Below are 13,286 nucleotides of genomic sequence, written 5' to 3' on the forward strand. Positions count from 1 at the left end.
CCGGCGGGGTCAGTCGGCGGGGTCGGCCCGGACCCGCTGCAGCAGCCGTCGGCCCGCCTCCAGGACGGTGTCGCGGTCGTAGACCACCCGGTAGTCGAAGCGTCGCTCGGCGTCGGGGCCGTCGTCCCCCACGTCGCGGGCCAGCAGCGCGGCCGTGACGTGGGGCCCGACGACGACGACGTCCCACTCCGCCGCGAGCGGGTCGTCGTGGTCCAGCGGCACGCCCCGCAGGCCGGGGCCGGGCTCGGGTGCGACACCCGTGCCGAACACCGCGACCAGGGCCGCCGAGGACGCGAGGTCGGTGTACCGCTCCAGGGTGGCCGGGGTCAGGTGGCGATCGCGCTGGAAGGTCGACAGGACCACGGCGCTGTCGCCCACCGTGCGCGCCTGGCGCTCGAGGACGCGGCTGACCGCGGTGAGCAGCGCCTTCGTGGAGCGGCGCACCTCCCGGGTGCCCGCGACGAGGTCGAACGGGGTGCCGGGGCGGCCGTGGGCCCGGGTCACCTCCGGCGGGCGCGGCACCCCCGCCACCCGGTGGCGCCGGCCGCCCCCCGCGGCGCGCGGGGCCGGGAACCGGGGCAGCGGCTCCGCCTTGCCGAACAGCCAGCCCTGCCCGAGCCGGGCCCCCATCATGGTGGCCAGCTGCGCCTGCTCCTCGGTCTCGATCCCCTCCGCCAGCACCACCGCCCCGGTCCGCTCGGCCTCCGCGTTGACCGCGGTGATGATGTCGGCGACGTCGGTGTCGGTGCGGGTCTGCACCAGCCGCAGGTCGAGCTTGATCACCTCCGGGCGCAGGAACGGCAGCAGGGCCAGGCTCGACGGCTCCGCCCCGACGTCGTCCACGGCGATGCCGAACCCGCAGGCGCGGATCCCGTCGGCGGCACGCAGCAGCGTGGCGGGGTCGGCCGCCAGGCCGCGCTCGGTCAGCTCGACGACGACCGACAGCTGCTGGGCCGCGGCCACCACCGAGGCGGGGCCGGACGTGCCCAAGGCGGCGGGCTCGACGTTGACGAAGAGCTGCAGCCCCTCGGGCAGGTGCGCGTCGAGCGCCCCGCGGACCGCGGCGGCGCGGCAGGCCCAGTCGGCCTCGGCCACCGCCCCGAGGGCGCGGGCCGCGGTGAAGAACGCCGACGGGCTGTGCAGCGGGCTGTCGAGCGGGCCGCGGGCCAGCGCCTCGTACCCGACGACCGTGCGGCTGTCGAGGTCCACCACCGGCTGGTAGGCCATCTCGACCTGGCGCGACCACCAGTCGAGCGGGGCACCGAGCTCGGTCACCGGTCACCCCCGATGGTCGTCCGGACGTCTCGCCCCCATCAAACCACCGGGGTGCGGTGCGGGCCCAGCACGCGTGGCGACCCACCGGGGCGCGGTGGGGCAGGTCGGGCTCGAACCGACGACCTGACGGGTTATGAGTCCGCTGCTCTGACCAGCTGAGCTACTGCCCCGGGAGCCGGGCCCAGCCACGCGGTGCCCGGGGTGCTCCCCCGACTGGACTCGAACCAGTAACCCTGCGATTAACAGTCGCATGCTCTGCCAATTGAGCTACGGGGGACCGTGCCGTCCCGGCCGGGTGGGGCTCGGTGGCGGGACGAGGCAGCGGGAACTGTAGCGCACCCCCGCCGCCGCTCTCCAACCCGCCGCGATGGGGGACACTGGGGTGGCACGGCACGCGCAGGAGAGAGGGTGGACGAGGATGATCGGGTACGTCCTGGGGGCGGCGACGGGCTACGTGCTCGGCACGAAGGCCGGCCGTGGCCGCTACGAGCAGCTCGCCCGCACCTACCGCAAGGTCGCGGCGAGCCCGGTGACCAAGCGCGCCACCCTGGCGGCGCGGGAGCGGCTGGCGGAGACGCTGTCGACCACGCCGCGGCTGCAGGCCGTCGACCGCGAGGAGACGATCTACGTCCCCCGCGACCACCGGTCCGCGACCCACCGCGAGCGCGACCCCCGCTAGCCCTCCGGCGCGGCCGCGGCACCGGTCCGGTGGCCGACGGCGAACACGCGTCGGAACGGCATGACCGTCACGCCGCGACCGTCCCGCGGGTGGGCCGCCCGCAGCCGCGGGGCCAGCTCGGCGGTGAAGCCCGCCCAGCCCGCGTCGTCGAGGGCGGCGCGGACCGGGCGCAGCGTGGTCGAGGTGAGCCACGCCAGCACCGGGTCCGGCCCGGCCAGCCGGTGCTCGTACGTCGTCACCCACACGTCGGGCTCGCACCCCGCGTCGGCGAGCGCGGCCGCGTAGGCCGCGGGCTGCGCCGTGGTGCCCGACCCGCCCAGCACCCCGGACAGCCGCCCCCGCCACCGGGGCTCCTCGGTGAGCTCGGCGACGAGGGCGTGCGACGGCGCGACGGCGTTGCCGGGCAGCTGGACCGCGACCCAGCCGCCGTCGGGCAGGGCGGCGGCCCAGCGCCGCAGCACGCCGAGGTGGTCGGGCACCCAGTGCAGGACGGCGTTGCACACGACGACGTCGACGTCACCCGACGGTGCCCAGGTGGCGGCGTCGTCGAGGGTGACGGCGACCCCGCGGTCGCGGGCCTGCGCGACCATCTCCGGCGAGGCGTCGAAGCCGGTGACCCGGGCGCCGGGCCACCGGCGGGCCAGCTCGGCGGTGAGGTGGCCCGGGCCGCAGCCGGCGTCGACCACGGCGCGGGGCGCGGCCGCGCCGACCCTCCCCAGCAGGTCGTGGAACGGCCGGGCCCGGTGCTCGGCGAAACCCAGGTAGCGCTGCGGGTCCCAGCCCGAGCCGCCGTCGACGCTCACGCCCGGCGCGGCAGCCGGCCGGCGACCGTCTCGGCGACGTCGTGGACCACGGCCGGGTCGGTGCCTGGGTCCACCCTCACCTGCAGGACCACCCCGTCGTGGCCCGGGACCCGCCGCTGCACGAACCAGGCGCCGCCGCCGGGCAGCTGCTGGTGGTGGGTGCTGCGGATGGTGGCCGTCACCCGGGCCTGCACCACCGCGGGCAGCCGGCCCGGCTCCGTCGGGGTGTAGACCCGCCGCAGGGTGTCGGCGAGCAGCACGGCCGCACCGGCGGTGCCGGTCTCCTCGGCCACCCGCAGGTCGAGCTCGGTGCCGGACCAGGTCGCCGCCGACACCAGGTGCCAGGCCACCCGCTCGACGGCGGGGTCGGCCGTGGGGTCGGGGCCCGGGACCCACAGCCCGAGCCGGGTCGCCACCAGGTGCCCGGCGCGCAGCGGGGCCACGGCGAGGACGTCCTCGTCGGGGTCGAGCCGACCCGGCCACCCCGGGGGCGGGCTGGCGGGGCGGCGGAACCGGTCGAGCAGCACCGTCAGCTCACCCGGCGGCCTGGTCGCCCACGGCCTGCTCGAGCAGCCCGCGGCGGTACTCCTCGAGGGCCACGAGGTCGCCGAACACGGCGTGGTAGTCGTCGGGGTCGTCGCTGGGCGACATGCGGCTCAGCCGGGACTTGAGCTCGGCGACCTGGCGCCCCACCCACACCTCCTGCAGCCGGGACAGCACGCTGGCGACGTAGCGGTGCTCGTCCACCGTCGTCGCGGTGAGCGGCTCGACGGAGAGCTCGCTGAGCAGCGAACGCAGGGTGGGGGCCTCGACGTGCTCGCCGACGGCCGCCATCCAGGCGCCGCCGCCGAGACCCGCGGCGGTGCCGCCCGCGGCGGCGACCGCGGCGTGCAGCGCGCGGTAGGCCTCGTTCTCGAACGTCTCCGGCGGCAGCGAGTCGTAGACCGCGCCAGCCAGCTCGGGGTGCTGCAGCGCGGCCTTGAGCGCCTCGCGCTGCGGCCAGAGCCGGGGGTCGTCCCGCGCGGGCCGGACGGGTCCCGCGGGTGCGGCGGGGCGGCCGGCCACCACCGCGCGCTGGCGGCGGCCGTCGGCGCCGAGCTGCTCCCCCGCGGTCTCGCGGACCCGGCGCAGCACGGCGGCCGTCTCGTCCCAGCCGACCCAGCCGGCGAGCTGGCGGGCGTACTCGTCGCGCAGCGCCACGTCCTTGATGCGCGCCACCACCGGCACGGTGCGCCGCAGCGCGGCCACCCGGCCCTCGGCGGTGTCGAGGTCGTGCTCGGCGAGCAGCGCGCGCACCGCGAAGGCGAACATGGGGCTGCGCCGGGCGACGAGGTCCCGCACGGCCACGTCCCCCTGCGACTGCCGCAGCTCGCAGGGGTCCATGCCGTCGGGGGCGATGGAGACGAAGGTCTGCGCGGCGAAGTTCTGGTCCCCGTCGAAGGCCTTGAGCGCGGCGGCCTGCCCGGCCTTGTCGCCGTCGAAGGTGTAGACGACCTCGCCGCGGAAGTAGGAGTCGTCCATGAGCAGCCGGCGCAGCACCTGCATGTGCTCCTCGCCGAAGGCGGTGCCGCAGGTGGCCACCGCCGTCGGCACCCCGGCCAGGTGCATGGCCATCACGTCGGTGTAGCCCTCGACGATGACGGCCTGGTGGCGCTTGGCGATCTCCCGCTTGGCCAGGTCGAGGCCGAAGAGCACCTGCGACTTCTTGTACAGCGGGGTCTCGGAGGTGTTGACGTACTTCGCCTCGATGCCGTCGTCGTCGAACAGCCGGCGGGCGCCGAACCCGACGACGTCACCGCCGAGGTTGCGCAGCGGCCACAGCAGCCGGCGGTGGAAGCGGTCGATGGGCCCGCGGCGGCCCTCCTTCGCCAGGCCGGCGGTGATGAGCTCCGCGACCTCGAAGCCCTTGCCCACGAGGTGCTTGGTCAGCGTGTCCCACCCGGCGGGGGCGTAGCCGCAGCCGAAGCGGGCCGCCGCGGCCTCGTCGAAGTCCCGCTCCCGCAGGTACTGCCGGGCCTTCACCGCGTCGGGCTCGCGCAGCCGGGCGGCGTAGAACTCGGCCGCGGCGGTGTTGGCGGCGACCAGCCGGGCCCGGGTGCCGCGGTCGCGCTGCACCGTGGTGCCGCCGCCGGTGTAGGAGATGCGGACCCCGACCCGGTCGGCGAGGCGCTCCACGGTCTCGACGAAGCTGAGGTGCTCCATGGCCCGGACGAAGGAGAAGACGTCCCCGCCCTCCCCGCAGCCGAAGCAGTGGTAGGTGCCGTGCCCGGGCCGGACGGTGAACGACGGGCGCTTCTCGTCGTGGAACGGGCACAGCCCCTTCAGCGAGCCCCCGGCCTGCTTGAGCGAGACGTACTCGCCCACGACCTCCTCGATCCGGGCGCGGTCGCGGACCTCCGCGATGTCGCGCTCCGGGATCAGGCCTGCCACGGGCCCGAGTGTAGGCCCGGGCACCGACACCCCCGGGCCGTGCGACGGCTCACCGCAGCAGCGTCCGCTCCCACCGCTCCAGCCGGCCCTCGGTGACCTCGGCGATCTGGTCGACCACGGCGCGCAGCCGGCCCCGCTCGTCGGGGGCGGCGGCCAGCTCGGCGGCGTGCACCGGGTCGAGGTGGCGCTCCGGGTCGGCCAGCAGGGCGGCCGCCACCGCCGCCACCCGGGCCCGCTGGGTGGCCTGCTCGCGCTGGCGCCGCGGGTCCCCCATGACGTAGCGCAGCGCCACCGACTTGAGCAGCGCCACCTCGGCGGCGGCGTCCGCGGGCACCACGAGCCGGGCGTGGTGCCGCGTGCGGGGACCCTCCGGGGTGGCGGCGAGGGTGGCGGTGACCGTGGCGGCGACGAAGCGGCCCACGAGCTCGCTGGTCAGCCCCTTGAGCCGGGCCTGCGCGGCGAGGGAGCCGTCGTGCGCGGCCCGGCCCCGCAGCCCGCGCAGCACCGGCAGCTCGGCCAGCCGGCCGGCGGCCGCGACGAGGCGGTCCAGCGGGTCGGGCGTGCCCGGGCGCAGGTAGGCCACGGCGAGGCGGGCCAGCTCGTCGCGCTCGGCGGGCGAGCCGAGGGCGCGCAGGTCCACCCGCCCCGAGGTGACGCCGTCCTCCACGTCGTGCACCGAGTAGGCGACGTCGTCGGCCCAGTCCATGACCTGTGCCTCGAGGCACTGCCGACCCTCGGGCGCACCCTCGCGGACCCACGCCAGCACGGCCGCGTCCTCCGGGTAGGCGCCGTACTTGCCGCCCTCGCCGCGCCCGGGCCAGGGGTACTTGGTGGCCGCGTCGAGGGTGGCGCGGGTCAGGTTGAGCCCCACCGAGACCCCGTCGGCGTCGACGACCTTCGGCTCCAGGCGGGTGAGGATCCGGAGGTTCTGCGCGTTGCCCTCGAACCCGCCGCAGGCCCGCGCCACCTCGTCGAGGGCGGCCTCCCCGTTGTGGCCGTAGGGCGGGTGGCCGATGTCGTGGGCCAGGCCGGCCGCGTCGACGAGGTCGGGGTCGGCACCGAGCTCCTCGGCGATGCCGCGGCCGATCTGGGCGACCTCGAGGGAGTGGGTCAGCCGGGTGCGGGGCACGTCGCCCTCCCGGGGCCCCACCACCTGGGTCTTGTCGGCCAGCCGGCGCAGCGCGGCCGAGTGCAGCACCCGCGCGCGGTCGCGGGCCAGGGGGCCGCGGTGCCCGGTGGCGCTGGCCTTGGTGGGCTCCTCGCGGCGCCGCGCCAGGTCCGGCGGCCCGTATCCGAGGGTGCCGTGGCCGGCGCTGGGGTGGGGCACGGGGTCAGCGGCCCGTCGCGGGGGCGTCGGACCGTGCGTCGAAGACGCCGGCCGCGGCGTGGGTGAGCTCGTAGTACAGCAGCGCACCGGTCTCCCGGACGATGCCGTGCAGCTGGGAGGCCCGGGTGAGCACGGCGGGCCCGGAGCGGGTGGGCGAGGCTCCCGCCTGCAGCCCGGCGTCGCGGGCCATGGTCCGCGAGCGCAGCGAGTGCCACGGGTCGCTGACCATGACCGCCGAGCCCAGGCCCTGCTCGGCCATGACCCGGGCGACCGCCCGCACGCTGCCCAGGGTGTCCGAGCCCTCCTCCACCGCGGTGACGTCGTCGGCGGGCACGCCCTGCTCCACGAGGTAGGCCTTGCCCGCCGCGGCCTCGGTGAACTGGTCGCCCGCGAGCTTGCCGCCCACCGTGATGACCCGGGGGGCGACGCCGTCGCGGTAGAGGGCGGCGGCGTGGTCCAGCCGCGACTCGAACACCGAGGAGGGGGTGCCGTCGTACTGCGCGGCGCCGAGCACGACGAGCGCGTCGGCGGGGCCGGGGTCGTCGGTGCGGGCGGTCCACCACACGTCCGCCGCGGTGGTGCCGACGACGAGCACGACGGCGAGGACGGTGCCGAGCAGCAGGCGGCGCAGCCAGGTCACGCGCGGATCCTGCCCGAGGCCTCCGCGAGCGGCGCGGGGCGGCGGCCGGCGCGCTCGGCGATCACCTGGGCGACGACGGAGACGGCCGTCTCGGCCGGGGTGCGGGCGCCGAGGTCGAGCCCGACGGGTCCGTGGACCGCGGCCAGCTCGGCCTCGTCGGCGCCGAGCGCGAGCAGCCGCTCCCGGCGGGCGGCCTGGGTGTGCCGGGACCCCAGTGCCCCGGCGAAGGCGGGGCCGCGGGCGCAGGCCAGCAGGGCGGCGTCGAACCCGGTGCCGTGGTCGAGCAGCACGAGGGCGTCGGCCGGTCCGAGCGCGGCGACGGCGCGCTCGGTCTCCGCGACCCCGGTGGTGGTCTCCGCGGTCCACCCCAGCACGGCGGCCTGGGCGTGCAGGGCGTCACCGAGCGCGCCCGCGCCGACGACGAGCAGGTGCGGCACGGGCACCACCACGTCGAGCAGCACGTCACCGAGCAGGGCGGTGCTCGACGCGGGGGCCCGCAGCCCCGCCGCGGCCGCGGCGTCGACCTCGGCGTCGGTGAGGTCGCCCGCCCGCCCCGCGGCCGTGAGCACCAGCGAGCGGGCCCCGTCGGAGGCCACCGCGGCCGCGCGGGCCCCGGCCAGCGCGTCGGCCAGCAGCCCCGCCTGCTCGGCGCTGACCTCGTGGGCGAGCAGGTCGACCGACCCGGCGCAGGCCAGACCGGCCGCGACGGCGTCGCGCTCCCCCAGGGGCACGTGCGCGCGGGCCGAGGGCTCGCCGCCCAGGACCCGGGCGGCGAGCACGGCGACGTCCGCGTCCACGGCCCCGCCCAGCAGGGCGCCCGCCGCCGCGTCGGGGGTGACGGCCCGCAGCTCCCCGGTGACGACGGACCCCAGGCCCTCGCGCCGGGCCACCCGCACGAGCGCGACGGGGGCCCCGGAGCGCAGCAGGTCGACCAGCGGGGTGGGGTCGGGGCTCATGGCGCCCATGCTGCCCGATGCGGCCGACCCGGGTGGCGGGCCCGGGTCAGAGCCAGCCGTTCTGCTCCGCGACCCGGACCGCGTCCGCCCGGGTGCGGGCCCCGGTCTTGCCGATGGCGGAGGACAGGTGGTTGCGCACCGTCCCCTGGCTCAGGTGCAGCTGCGCCGCCACGTCGGTGACCGGGGCGCCGTCCGCGGCGACGAGGAGCACCTCGTGCTCGCGGGCCGTCAGCGGGCTGGTGCCGCTGGCCAGCGACTCCGCGGCCAGCGCGGGGTCGACGACGCGCAGCCCGGCGTGCACCCGGCGGACCGCGTCGACGAGCTGCTCGGGCGGGGCGTCCTTGACGACGAACCCGGCCGCCCCCGCGCCCATCGCCCGGGCCAGGTAGCCGGGCCGGCCGAAGGTGGTGCACACCAGCACCCGGCACCCGGGCACCCGGTCGCGGAGCTGTGCGGCGGCGGCCAGCCCGTCGAGCACCGGCATCTGCACGTCGAGCAGGGCGACGTCGGGCCGCGTGCGCTCGGCCGCCGCGACCGCGGCCGCCCCGTCCCCGACCTCGGCGACGACCTCGAGGTCGCGCTCCAGGCCGAGCATGGCGGCGAGCGCCCCGCGCACCAGGGCCTGGTCGTCGGCCAGCAGCACCCGGATCACGCGGGCACCGGTGCCGCGGCCGTCGTCGACCCGGCGGGGTCCCGGTCGGCCTCGGCCCGCAGCACGAACCCGCCGTCCGGGGCCGCGCCCGCGTGCAGCCGCGCGCCGAGCGGGGCGAGGCGTTCCCGCAGCCCGGTCAGCCCGGTGCCGGTGCACCCCGCCGCGGCCGGCCCGCTGCCGTCGTCGCGGACCTCCACCCACCGCTCGCCGAGGCGCACCTCGCAGCGCCGCGCCCCGGAGTGGCGGACCACGTTGGTGACGCCCTCGCGGAGCACGTGGGCGAACGCCTCCCGGAGGGGCTCGGCGACGGCGTCGGTCGCCTGCGGCAGCACCGCCTCGATCCCGGCCGCGGTGAGCGCCGCCCGCGAGCCCGCGATCTCGGCGGGCAGCGAGGCGGTGCGCTGCGCGCTCACCGTGGCGCGCAGGTCGGCCAGCGTCTGGCGGGTGAGGACCTCGACGTCCGTGATCTCCGCCGCGGCGCGCCCGGTCTCCCCCGCCTCGGTGAGCCGGCGGGCCAGGGCCGCCTTGACGGTGATGGTGGTGAGGCTGTGGCCCAGCACGTCGTGCAGGTCGCGGGCCAGCCGGTTGCGCTCCTCGGCCACCGCGAGACGGGCCACCTCCTCGTTGGCCTGCCGCAGCGCGAAGACCGCGCTCCGCAGGCCCATGAGCACGACGAGCATGAGCCCGATCCCGCCGTAGACGCTCACCTCGGCCCAGTGCGGCCCGTCGCCGAGCAGGCCGGTGTAGAGCAGCATCCCGGCCGAGGTGACCCACACGACGGGGATCGACCGTGACGGCGGCAGCGTGGTGGCCGCGCTGACCAGGGCGTACATCAGCAGACCGATGCTCGACGGGCCCAGCAGCGCCACCGTGGTCACGCCCAGGGCGGCGAGCACCCACCAGGTGCGCCCGTCCCGGTACCCGACGACCTCGCCGGGCAGCGCCGCCAGGTAGACCGCGCCGTAGGCGGTCATGACGGCGAGCACCAGGACCGTGAGCGCGACCGGGTCACCCGAGCGGACCTGGTCGACCGCCGCGACGACGAGGAAGGAGAGGAACCCGGCCGAGACCACCCGCCACATCCACGGGTTGCGGACCCAGAACGGGCGCGCGAACGGCTCGTGGCGGGGCGGGTCGGGCGGGGCCACGGGCCCGACGCTAGCCCCGCCCGCGCCCCGCACGACAGCCCTCACACCCGGCGGGTGTCGCGGCGGAACAGCACGGCCGCGCCGGCGGTGAACACGGCGGCCCAGGCGAGCACGTTGACCACCGAGGTCACCGTGAGGCCGTCCCCGGTGAGCGCGGCGTGCGCCAGCTGCGAGAGCCCGTAGGTCGGCGAGAGCTGGGAGACCGTGGCGAACCACCCGCTGGTGACGGGCCCGGTGAACAGCCCGCCCGCGAGGGCGAGCAGGGCGAGCCCCGGGCCGAGGATCTGCATGACGTTCTCCGAGGGCAGCAGGTAGCCCATGAACAGCCCGAACGCGGCGAACACGACGGAGCCGAGCCAGGCGACGAGCGCGGTGGTGACCCACACCCAGCCCGCCATGGACGCTCCGGCTGCCGTCCCGACCGCGTAGACCACCACCACCGACGCCAGCCCGATGAGCATGGCGACGATCAGCTTGACGGCGATGTAGGCGGCCGGGCGCAGCGGGGTGAGCCGGAGCTGGCGGCTCCAGCCCTGGGCCCGCTCGACCGAGACCATCGCCCCGCCGCTGGTGGTGGAGAGCATGGCGCCGTAGACGGCGAGGCTGATCATGATGTAGGCGGTGACGTTGCCCCGCCCCACGCTGGTCGCGGCGTAGCCGTCGGTGGTGCCGAAGAGCAGGAAGAACACCGGGGGCATGACCAGGGCGAAGGCGAGGGTCCGGCGGTTGCGCAGCATCCGGCGGACCTCCAGGCCGAGGAAGGTGAGGTTGAACCCGCCCAGCGGCGGGACGGTGCGCGGCACCGCGGTGGTGGTGGTCATCGGAGGAGCTCCCTCTCGGTGGGGTCGGTCGGCTGGGTGCCGGGGCCGGCGGCCCCGGTGAGGGCGAGGAACGCGTCCTCGAGGTTGCGGGAGGTGATCTCCAGGTCGGTGGCCCCGGTGGCCGTGAGGAGGTGGCGCGCCACGCGGTCGGAGTCCGCGGTGTGCAGCAGCACCCGCTCGCCGCGCAGCTCGACGGAGTCGACGCCCGGCAGCGCCCGCAGCCCGTCCGCCGTCGCCGCGCTCGCGCCGGGCAGGGTGGCCGCGACGACGCGCCCGGCCGCGAGGTTGCGGACCTCCGCGGCGCTGCCGTCGGCGACGACGCGACCGTGGGCGACGAGGACGATCCGGTCGGCGTAGGCGTCGGCCTCCTCCAGGTAGTGGGTGGCGAACAGGACGGTGCGCCCCCCGGCGGCGTCGGCGCGGATGGCCTCCCAGAAGTCGCGGCGGCCCCCGACGTCCATCCCCGTGGTGGGCTCGTCGAGCACCAGTAGGTCGGGGTCGCTGAGCAGGGCCATCGCGAACCGCAGCCGCTGCTGCTCGCCGCCGGAGCACTTCACGACCCGCCGGTCGGACTTGTCGGTGAGCCCCGAGCGCTCGAGCACCTCCACCACCGGACGGGTGTGGCTGAACAGGCTCCCGGTGAGCCGCAGCGTCTCCGCGACGGTGAGGTCGCGGAGCAGCCCCCCGCTCTGCATCACCGCGGAGATGCGCCCCTGCGCCACCGCGAGCTGCGGGGGGCTGCCGAAGGCGGACACCGTCCCGCTGTCCGGCTGCGCCAGACCCAGCACCATGTCGATCGTCGTGGTCTTGCCCGCCCCGTTGGGGCCGAGGAAGGCCACCACCTCGCCCGGTGCGACGGTCAGCGAGATCCCGTCCACCGCCTGCACGGCCCCGTAGGCCTTGCGCACGTCCCCCAGCGCCACCGCGGGCGCGTCCGTCGTCGTCATGCGCCCAGCCTGCGGCGGCGCCGCGCGCCGGCCCTCGTCGTGGTGTCACCACCTCGACGTGACATCCGTCAGGGTCCGGGGCGGTCGCCGTTACGGTGGGGCCGTGCCCCGCGACCACGTACGGCGTCCGGCACGGCTGCTCGTGCTCCTGCTCGTCGGCCTGCTGGGGCTGGCGGGCCCGGTGGCGCAGGCGTCCCCCGCACCGCGTCCCGCGACCGCGCCGGCCCGGCTGGCCACCCAGCTGCAGGACACCGCCGGCGTGCTCGACGACGGCGCCCGGTCGACGGTGCAGCAGGCCCTCGACCAGCTCTACGCCTCCGACCGGCTGCGGCTGTGGGTGGTCTACGTCGACAGCTTCGACGGCCTCGACCGCACCACCTGGGCGGCCCGCACCCGCCAGCTCTCCGACCTCGGCGCCACCGACGTCGTGCTGGGCGTGGCCGTCACCGACCGCAGCTACTACCTCGACACCACCGGGGTCTCCGCGGTGTCCGCGAGCGAGCAGCAGGCGCTGCAGACCGACGAGGTCGAGCCCGCGCTGCGCAGCCAGGACTGGGCGGGCGCGGCCCGGGCCACGGCGACGGGCCTGGCCGCCGCGGTCGGGTCGTCGGGCTCGGGCGGGTCGCTGCTGGGCCCGGTGCTGGTCGGGCTCGTGCTGCTGCTGGGCCTCGGCGGCGCGCTGCTGTGGGCGCGGCGCCGCCGGCGGACGCGGGAGCAGGCGCAGGCCGACGCCGCGCAGCGGGTCGACGGCACCGACCGCGACGCCCTCGGCCGCCTCCCGGTCCCGGCCCTGCGGGCGCGGGCGGAGCGGGCCGTGACGGAGACCGACGACGCGGTGCGCGCCAGCCGCGAGGAGCTGGCCCTGGCCACCGGGGAGCTCGGGGAGACGGCCACCAGCGGCTTCGCCCGCGCGCTGGCCGACGCCGAGCGCGCCCTCGCCCGGGCGATGGCCACCCGGCAGGTCCTCGACGACGACGTGCCCGAGACCGACGAGGCGGCGCGGACGATGCTCGTCGAGCTGGTCGTCGCCGCGACCACCGCCGACCGGGCGCTCGACGAGCAGGTCGAGCAGTTCCGCGGCGCCCGCGACCTGCTGGTCGGCGGCCCGGAGCGGGTCGAGGCGCTGGTGCAGGCGCTGGTGAGCGCGCGGGTGCGGCTCGACGGGTCCACCGCGACCCTGGCCCGGCTGCGCCAGGACTTCCCGGCGTCGGCCCTGGCCCCGGTGGACGGCAACGTCGACCTCGCCGCGGAGCACCTCACCCTGGTCGAGGACCGCATCGAGGCCGCGCGGGCGGCGCTGGCCCGGCCCGTCGGGGAGCAGGGCGCGCTGGTCGACGCGGTCCGCACCGCGGAGACCGCGCTGGACCGGACGACCGCGCTGCTCGACGGGGTCGACCACGCCGCCACCGACATCCCCCACGCCCGGGCCACGCTGCCCGCGGCGGTCGACGACGCCGAGCAGGGGGTGCGCCGGGCGCGGGAGCTGGCGGCGGCGGCCCCCGCCTCGGCCCGGCCCGGACCCGAGCTCGAGCAGGCGTTGCGCGCGGTCGAGGCGGCGCTGCGCACGGCCCGCGAGCGGGGTGACGCCGACCCGCTGGGCAGCCTCGG

The 13,286-nt window shown here is 77.4% G+C and carries 13 protein-coding genes and 2 tRNA genes; 2 read left to right on the forward strand and 13 right to left on the reverse strand.

Translation table 11 applies throughout. The features are described 5' to 3' along the window. Positions 1-9: 9 nt before the first annotated feature. The 3 genes from ACYVOF_RS05835 to ACYVOF_RS05845 all read right to left on the reverse strand — a co-directional run bounded on the left by ACYVOF_RS05835 (position 10) and on the right by ACYVOF_RS05845 (position 1,552). Positions 10-1,275 (reverse strand): sensor domain-containing phosphodiesterase, encoded by a 1,266-nt coding sequence (locus tag ACYVOF_RS05835; RefSeq protein ID WP_460864636.1) that lies wholly within the window; start codon positions 1,273-1,275, stop codon positions 10-12. Between the two features lie 95 nt (positions 1,276-1,370). After that, a tRNA-Ile gene (locus tag ACYVOF_RS05840) sits at positions 1,371-1,445 on the reverse strand. A gap of 34 nt (positions 1,446-1,479) precedes the next feature. Further along, positions 1,480-1,552 (reverse strand) — tRNA-Asn (locus tag ACYVOF_RS05845). A 141-nt stretch (positions 1,553-1,693) separates the two neighbouring features. Here ACYVOF_RS05845 and ACYVOF_RS05850 point away from each other — a divergent pair. Continuing rightward, positions 1,694-1,954, forward strand: a complete 261-nt coding sequence (locus ACYVOF_RS05850; protein ID WP_460864639.1) for a hypothetical protein — start codon at positions 1,694-1,696, stop codon at positions 1,952-1,954. Here the strand turns inward: ACYVOF_RS05850 and ACYVOF_RS05855 are convergent. From ACYVOF_RS05855 to ACYVOF_RS05900, 10 genes are read right to left on the reverse strand one after another with little or no spacing between them, the layout of a single operon-like run. Beyond that, a complete protein-coding gene (locus tag ACYVOF_RS05855) occupies positions 1,951-2,757 on the reverse strand; it encodes a trans-aconitate 2-methyltransferase (protein ID WP_460864641.1) in 807 nt (268 codons plus the stop codon). The genes ACYVOF_RS05850 and ACYVOF_RS05855 overlap by 4 nt on opposite strands. Continuing rightward, positions 2,754-3,284, reverse strand: coding sequence for a hypothetical protein (locus ACYVOF_RS05860; RefSeq protein ID WP_460864645.1), 531 nt, complete (start codon positions 3,282-3,284; stop codon positions 2,754-2,756). Before ACYVOF_RS05860 ends, ACYVOF_RS05855 begins: the two co-directional genes overlap by 4 nt. A gap of 7 nt (positions 3,285-3,291) precedes the next feature. Beyond that, the gene (gene dnaG / locus ACYVOF_RS05865) at positions 3,292-5,187 is read right to left on the reverse strand and encodes a DNA primase (RefSeq protein WP_460864647.1); all 1,896 of its coding nucleotides are present in this window, start codon (positions 5,185-5,187) and stop codon (positions 3,292-3,294) included. A 49-nt stretch (positions 5,188-5,236) separates the two neighbouring features. Further along, positions 5,237-6,514: a deoxyguanosinetriphosphate triphosphohydrolase gene (locus ACYVOF_RS05870; RefSeq protein WP_460864649.1), complete on the reverse strand. Its 1,278-nt coding sequence runs from the start codon at positions 6,512-6,514 to the stop codon at positions 5,237-5,239. Positions 6,515-6,518: 4 nt separating this feature from the next. Continuing rightward, positions 6,519-7,154: a YdcF family protein gene (locus ACYVOF_RS05875; RefSeq protein ID WP_460864650.1), complete on the reverse strand. Its 636-nt coding sequence runs from the start codon at positions 7,152-7,154 to the stop codon at positions 6,519-6,521. Next, positions 7,151-8,110 carry an XdhC family protein gene (locus tag ACYVOF_RS05880; RefSeq protein ID WP_460864652.1) on the reverse strand — a complete coding sequence of 320 codons (960 nt, stop codon included), beginning with the start codon at positions 8,108-8,110 and terminating at the stop codon, positions 7,151-7,153. Before ACYVOF_RS05880 ends, ACYVOF_RS05875 begins: the two co-directional genes overlap by 4 nt. Positions 8,111-8,156: 46 nt before the next feature. Then, complete coding sequence (locus ACYVOF_RS05885; RefSeq protein ID WP_460864654.1) at positions 8,157-8,762, reverse strand: response regulator transcription factor; 606 nt, start codon at positions 8,760-8,762, stop codon at positions 8,157-8,159. Beyond that, positions 8,759-9,910 (reverse strand): sensor histidine kinase, encoded by a 1,152-nt coding sequence (locus ACYVOF_RS05890; RefSeq protein WP_460864656.1) that lies wholly within the window; start codon positions 9,908-9,910, stop codon positions 8,759-8,761. The genes ACYVOF_RS05885 and ACYVOF_RS05890 overlap by 4 nt, the downstream gene beginning before the upstream one ends. 41 nt (positions 9,911-9,951) lie before the next feature. Next, positions 9,952-10,731: an ABC transporter permease gene (locus ACYVOF_RS05895; protein ID WP_460864658.1), complete on the reverse strand. Its 780-nt coding sequence runs from the start codon at positions 10,729-10,731 to the stop codon at positions 9,952-9,954. After that, on the reverse strand, positions 10,728-11,678 hold the full coding sequence (locus ACYVOF_RS05900; RefSeq protein WP_460864659.1) for an ABC transporter ATP-binding protein: 951 nt from the start codon (positions 11,676-11,678) through the stop codon (positions 10,728-10,730). The genes ACYVOF_RS05895 and ACYVOF_RS05900 overlap by 4 nt, the downstream gene beginning before the upstream one ends. 103 nt (positions 11,679-11,781) lie before the next feature. Between ACYVOF_RS05900 and ACYVOF_RS05905 the strand changes: the two genes are divergently transcribed. Next, positions 11,782-13,286: TPM domain-containing protein (locus ACYVOF_RS05905; protein ID WP_460864661.1), on the forward strand; the 1,505-nt coding region annotated here is incomplete at its 3' end.

This window comes from Rhodococcus aerolatus (assembly GCF_054783215.1).